At 32.2% G+C, this 6,184-nt stretch carries 6 protein-coding genes; all 6 read left to right on the forward strand.

Annotated elements, in window-relative coordinates:
• The first annotated feature begins 38 nt into the window (after positions 1-38).
• The gene (locus FLACOL7796_RS18580; RefSeq protein WP_173972219.1) at positions 39-383 is read left to right on the forward strand and encodes a phage holin family protein; all 345 of its coding nucleotides are present in this window, start codon (positions 39-41) and stop codon (positions 381-383) included.
• A 118-nt stretch (positions 384-501) separates the two neighbouring features.
• Positions 502-1,824 carry a trigger factor gene (locus FLACOL7796_RS18585; RefSeq protein WP_173972220.1) on the forward strand — a complete coding sequence of 441 codons (1,323 nt, stop codon included), beginning with the start codon at positions 502-504 and terminating at the stop codon, positions 1,822-1,824.
• Between the two features lie 373 nt (positions 1,825-2,197).
• Positions 2,198-2,872, forward strand: coding sequence for an ATP-dependent Clp endopeptidase proteolytic subunit ClpP (clpP, locus tag FLACOL7796_RS18590; protein WP_173972221.1), 675 nt, complete (start codon positions 2,198-2,200; stop codon positions 2,870-2,872).
• Between the two features lie 176 nt (positions 2,873-3,048).
• Positions 3,049-4,281, forward strand: coding sequence for an ATP-dependent Clp protease ATP-binding subunit ClpX (gene clpX, locus FLACOL7796_RS18595; protein WP_056245443.1), 1,233 nt, complete (start codon positions 3,049-3,051; stop codon positions 4,279-4,281).
• A 132-nt stretch (positions 4,282-4,413) separates the two neighbouring features.
• Positions 4,414-5,775 carry a hypothetical protein gene (locus FLACOL7796_RS18600; protein ID WP_173972222.1) on the forward strand — a complete coding sequence of 454 codons (1,362 nt, stop codon included), beginning with the start codon at positions 4,414-4,416 and terminating at the stop codon, positions 5,773-5,775.
• 19 nt (positions 5,776-5,794) lie between these two features.
• On the forward strand, positions 5,795-6,184 hold a 390-nt coding region (locus tag FLACOL7796_RS18605; protein WP_173972223.1), incomplete at its 3' end, for a hypothetical protein.

Consider the following 6,184-nt stretch of genomic DNA (forward strand, 5'->3'; position numbering starts at 1 on the left):
TTCACTACATTTAATATAACTTTAAAAAATCAAAAAACATGAAAATATTACTTAGACTCCTTGTTACTGCGGCCTTGGTGTTGCTAATTGCTAATTTTTTAACCGGTGTACATGTAGCCAGCTTTGGTACAGCCGTAATCGTTGCAATTGTTTTAGGATTACTAAATCTTTTTATAAAACCAATATTAGTTATCCTGACATTACCCGTTACCTTTATTACTTTAGGTTTATTTTTATTGGTAATTAACGCCATCATTATTTTATTGTGTACCAATATTGTTGGAGGTTTTGCAGTCGATTCTTTCTGGACCGCTTTATTGTTTAGTATTATACTCTCTATTCTTCAGTCTATTACTTATAAGATACTTGGAGACGATAAATAAAATAAATATTGAAAGCGTGTTTAAAACGTCTTCAAATACAATGGATTAAAAACTTGGTTGGGTTGCAAAAATTTTATAATTTTGCAACCCAATTTTATTATGTAAATTAAAGAAGAAGATGGATATTAAAAGAGTAGCAATAGACGCTGTGAATGAAACGATCGTAATGACAGTTGTTCACATGGATTATAAAGGTCAGGTAGCAAAAAGAATAAACGAAAAAATGCCATTGGCTACCGTAAAAGGTTTTAGAAAAGGACAAGTTCCTAAAGACCTTGTTGAAAAACAATACGGAAAAGCAATCAAGCAAGAAGAAGTTAAAAAAGTAGTTGATTTGGCTTTAGAGCGTTTTGTTCAATCTGAAAGATTAAATCTTTTAGGAACTCCTCTTGCTAAAGAAAACGAAAACTTTGATTGGGATGCAGAAGAATTAACTTTCGAATACGAAATTGGTTTAGTACCAAACTTCGAAATTGATTTAGAAGCTAAAAACAATATCGTAAAATATATCGTTACTGCTGATGATAAATTAATCGACGGACAAGTAGAGCGTATCCAAAAACAATTCGGAAAAGCAATTCCTCAGGATAAAGTTGAAGCTGATTCAGACTTAACCGGAACTTTCTCAAACGAAGAAAAAGGAATCAATAATACCACTACAATTGCTGTATCTACTTTCAACAAAGCTGCTGCTGATAAATTCATCGGTAAAAAAGTTGGAGACGTTGTTACAGTAAGCACAAAAGGTTTATTTGCTGATGATCACCAATTAATGGATTACTTAAAAGTATCTCATGATGATGTTCACGGTTTAGATATCGAAGTAAACTTTACTATCGAAGCCATCAACGGAGCAGAATTGGCAGAATTAAACCAAGAGCTTTTTGATAAACTTTTTGGTGAAGGAAAAGTAGCTTCTCTAGAAGATTTAAAATCTAAAATCAAAGAAGATGCTGAAGCTCAATTCGCGCAACAAGCAGATCAAAAATTATTATTAGACGTTCAGGATTTCTTGATCGAAAGCACAAAATTTGATTTACCAGCTGAATTCCTTAAAAAATGGTTACAAACTGTAGGAGAGAAAAAACTTTCTGCAGAAGAAGCTGAAGTTGAATACGCAAGATCTGAAAAAGGATTACGTTTTCAATTGATCGAAGGAAAAGCTATGGCTCAAAGCAATATCCAAATTACATTCGAAGACTTGAAAGCTTTTACAACAAACGCTATCAGACAACAAATGGCTCAATTTGGACAAACAAACCCAACTGACGAAGAAGTACAAGGAATCGTGGCTAGAGTTTTATCTAACCAGGACGAAGTAAAAAGACTTTCTGAGCAAGTTGTGGCAGAAAAATTGTTAGAAGTGTTCAAAGAAAAAGCAAATCCAACAACTAAAGAAGTAACTTACGAAGAATTTATTGCTGCGTCTTACGGAGAATAATTTCTAAAACAATAAGTATTTTGAGCGTCAGGAAGTTTTTTCCTGACGCTCTTTTGTTTTAATTTATTTTTGATTACTTTTCAGAAGCTAATCCAGCTATCCGTTACAAGTTTTTTTACGGCTGCCTTTTTTTGTAAGGTAAAAAAAGAGCTTCCGCTGGTCGCTTTTTTTTACCAACAAAAAATAGTTGCCATTTCAAAAAGCTTTTCACTACTATCTGGGCTATCTAAGCAAGCGTGGGAACTTGAAAGAAAATAAACTTGAAACTTGAAACAATTTTAAAAATAAGACAAATTGACATCCTTTAGAAAGAGGTACAACCTTTGATGAAGAATAAACACAGATATTACGTAAAACTTAGAACACTTAAAATATGAACTACGGTAAAGAATTCAAAAAATTTGCTACAAAGCACCAAGGAGTAAACGCAATGTACTACGACAAAATCGTAGCAGCAATGAACCCAACAAACATGACTCCATATATTATTGAAGAACGCCAGTTGAATATTTCTCAATTAGACGTTTTTTCAAGATTAATGATGGACAGAATTATCTTTCTGGGAACAGGTATCGACGATCAAATCGCTAATATCGTTCAGGCTCAGTTATTATTTTTAGAAAGTGCTGATGCATCAAAAGACATTCAAATTTATCTTAATTCTCCGGGAGGAAGCGTTTACGCAGGATTAGGAATTTACGATACAATGCAATACATCAAACCAGATGTAGCGACAATTTGTACAGGTATGGCAGCTTCTATGGGAGCAGTTTTATTATGTGCAGGAGCAGCAGGAAAACGTTCGGCTTTACCACATTCAAGAGTAATGATTCACCAACCATCAGGAGGAGCACAAGGAGTTGCAACTGACATGGAAATCAACTTACGTGAAATGTTGAAACTAAAAGATGAATTATACCATATCATCTCTCAACATTCGGGACAAACTTTTGATAAAGTACACAAAGACAGTGAGCGTGATTATTGGATGAAAGCTGACGAAGCTAAAGAGTACGGAATGATCGACGAAGTATTGAAAAGAAGCTAATTTTTTTTTTTAAAGGTTCAAAGTTGCAAAGGGACTAGGTTCTAAGATGAACTTGAAACTTGAAAAAAAATTAAACTTGAAACAAAAATAAAAGTTAATAGGTTGCTAAGTTTCTGAGGTTTTAGTGATAAATCTCAGAAACTTAGTAACTTTGCAGCTTATGTAACTAAAAAAGAATGGCTAAAGTAGTATTAGAATGTTCGTTTTGTGGAAGAAAGAAGCCAGAAACCAATTTATTAATTGCAGGTATTAATGCACATATCTGCGATAAGTGTATTGAACAAGCACACGGAATTGTAATAGAAGAATTAAAATCAAGCGGAAGTGCGAAACTTGTTGGGGATTTAATTTTAAAGAAACCAAAAGAAATCAGAGCTTTCCTGGATCAATACGTTATTGGTCAGGATCAGACTAAAAAAGTAATGTCAGTTGCCGTTTACAATCACTACAAACGTTTAATGCAACAGCAATTAGACGACGAAGTAGAGATTGAAAAAAGTAACATCATCATGGTTGGGCAAACCGGAACAGGAAAAACATTGGTAGCTAAAACTATCGCAAAAATGTTAGACGTTCCTTTGGCGATCGTAGATGCAACAGTACTTACTGAAGCGGGTTATGTAGGAGAAGATGTCGAAAGTATTTTGACACGTTTACTACAAGCTGCTGATTATGATGTAACAAAAGCCGAAAGAGGAATCGTATTTATTGATGAAATTGATAAAATTGCCCGTAAGAGCGATAATCCATCTATAACACGTGACGTTTCTGGTGAAGGAGTGCAACAAGCTTTATTGAAATTATTAGAAGGAACAGTTGTAAACGTGCCGCCAAAAGGAGGACGTAAACATCCGGACCAGAAATTTGTTGAGGTAAATACTCAAAACATCCTGTTTATTGCAGGAGGAGCTTTTGATGGAGTAGAACGTATTATTTCTAAACGTTTAAACCGTCAGGCAGTTGGATATTCTACTTCTAAAAACGTTGATAATATCGACAAAGACAATTTATTGCAATATATTATTCCAAAAGACATCAAAGATTTCGGATTAATTCCTGAAATTATTGGTCGTTTGCCGGTTTTAACGCATATGGATCCTCTTGACAGAGAAACCTTGCGTGCGATTTTAACACAACCTAAAAATGCGTTAATCAAACAATATCAAAAATTATTCTTAATGGATGATGTTGAATTTAATATTTCAGATGAAGCATTAGATTTTATTGTTGACAAGGCATTAGAATACAAATTAGGAGCTCGTGGACTACGTTCTTTATGCGAAGCCATCCTGACAGATGCGATGTACGAATTACCAAGTTCAGACGATAAAGTGTTGACAATTGATAAAGATTACGCAAAACATACTTTGAATAAAAATTTATTGAAGCGAATGGAAATTGCTTCGTAAATCTTGATATTACTTTGTCAAAGTTTTAAACTTTGACAAAGTTTAACTAAAACCTGCTCATTTTTTTGAGCAGGTTTTTTTTATACTTTTTTTCTTATATATTTGAGTTTGATTATTAAAAAATTAAAGATTATGAAAAGGAAAACTAAAAGCTTTGTAAGAGTAATAATGCTATTGCTTATTGCGTTATTAATGTTTAATTGCCAAAACGATGAAATTTCATTAAATCAATTGCAAGACAAGATTGAAACGGTAACTATTGATGAAGCAAAAAATTTCCTGATGCATTCGAAAAATAATTCTTCAGCAAAATTAATAAACAACGAATTAGAAAATCTTGAATTCAATAAAATTGCACAAGAAAAAATAAAGGGAAGTGATCAGTTATTAACTGTAATTCCTTTTGCAACAAATGACGATCATGAAAATAGCAGGGTTTTGATGTTAAAAATTGATAAAGAAATTAAGAGCGTCGTTTTTACTATGTATCCTGATGATAATTCTGTTAATGAAAGTTTTTCCGGTAAGTTATTTACTTACTCTTTAAGTGGTAATTTTATTAATGGATTCAGAGCCAAGGATGGAATTATTATAAGCCAGTTTTTTGAAAATAATAGTGTTTTAAATATCAATACTGAGAGTGGACAAGTATCTACATTAACACGTAAATCGCCAGTACAATTAAATGAAGTTGTTGTAAAAGGAAAGCCTAAAACGGTAGATGCTATAGATGTGTTTGGTCCCTCTATTTTTAATGATTTTGATTCTGGCAATACTTACTATTCTTGGGATGCAGGAGGAGGATATTCTGGTGTTACGGTACCAACAGTTGTGGAAATTATTGATGGACTTACAGGTAAAGCAAAATGTATAAATAGTCTATTAAATCAAAATGGGAATTTATTCGTTCAAAAGTTATTAGCCAATTTTAGTGGTAAATCTGAATTTGATATAAAAATTAGCTCTGTAGACAAAGTTACGGTTAGAGATGCGCAAGGAAATTTAATTGAATTAAATGGTGAAACTACATATAGTAGTAAAAATCCTTCTTTGATAAATATTTCAATTAGTACTTCCCGATCAAATGACCAATCAGCTCTTGATGCGACCAGAACTATTTTGCATGAATACATTCACGCTGATATAATCAGAAAATTATACACTAGAAATAATATTCCGGAAGCGTTAGCTTTTAATAAAGTCTATGAAAAATATGGCAACCAGCATGGAACTATGGCGGCGTTATATTTATCAAGTATGAAAGAAGCTCTTAAAGAGTTTCATAAAAATGTCCTTACTGAAGATTATAAAAAATATACAAACTATTATGATGAAGCTCCGAGTGATGCTTTTTATGAAGCTTTAGCTTGGGGAGGTTTAAAAGAGAGTAATGTCAAAGCTTGGGAAGATCTGCCAGCAGAAAAAAAAGCAGAAATTGACAAACTTGCTAATAGGGCGATACTTTTAAGTAAAGGAGCACCTTGCTCGAATTAATGTTAAAAATCTTTTTGTTATGAATATAAAATTTACACTTATTATTTTATCTTTTTTTCTCATAAATGCTTTAAAAGCTCAAGAGAAAGTTAAAGACACACTTTTTTTTAAATTGGACAATTATTTGTATCAGTTTAAATTTGATTCCAAACAATATATTATAAAAGACAATTATGACATAAAAGATGGAGCAGTTTATTTTGAAACATTAAAAATTGTTACTACTGCTAAACCGAAAGAAATTCTATGTTTTAAAAAATATGCAAAAACGGCAAATCTTTATATGATTAATAATCCGAAAAAACTGAACGATGTTAAGGTTGGTAAATTATTTGATAATTACGTAATAATGTTAATTAATAAAAAAAATAAACAAACAACGTATACTGAAGTTGCACCTGTTTTTGCA

The organism is Flavobacterium bizetiae, assembly GCF_902804475.1.
GTDB lineage: Bacteria > Bacteroidota > Bacteroidia > Flavobacteriales > Flavobacteriaceae > Flavobacterium > Flavobacterium bizetiae.

Bases quoted from the DNA above. Each gene is read 5' to 3' on its own strand.
- FLACOL7796_RS18580 (WP_173972219.1), top strand. From the start codon at position 39: ATGAAAATATTACTTAGACTCCTTGTTACTGCGGCCTTGGTGTTGCTA.
- FLACOL7796_RS18585 (WP_173972220.1), top strand. From the start codon at position 502: ATGGATATTAAAAGAGTAGCAATAGACGCTGTGAATGAAACGATCGTA.
- clpP (WP_173972221.1), top strand. From the start codon at position 2,198: ATGAACTACGGTAAAGAATTCAAAAAATTTGCTACAAAGCACCAAGGA.
- clpX (WP_056245443.1), top strand. From the start codon at position 3,049: ATGGCTAAAGTAGTATTAGAATGTTCGTTTTGTGGAAGAAAGAAGCCA.
- FLACOL7796_RS18600 (WP_173972222.1), top strand. From the start codon at position 4,414: ATGAAAAGGAAAACTAAAAGCTTTGTAAGAGTAATAATGCTATTGCTT.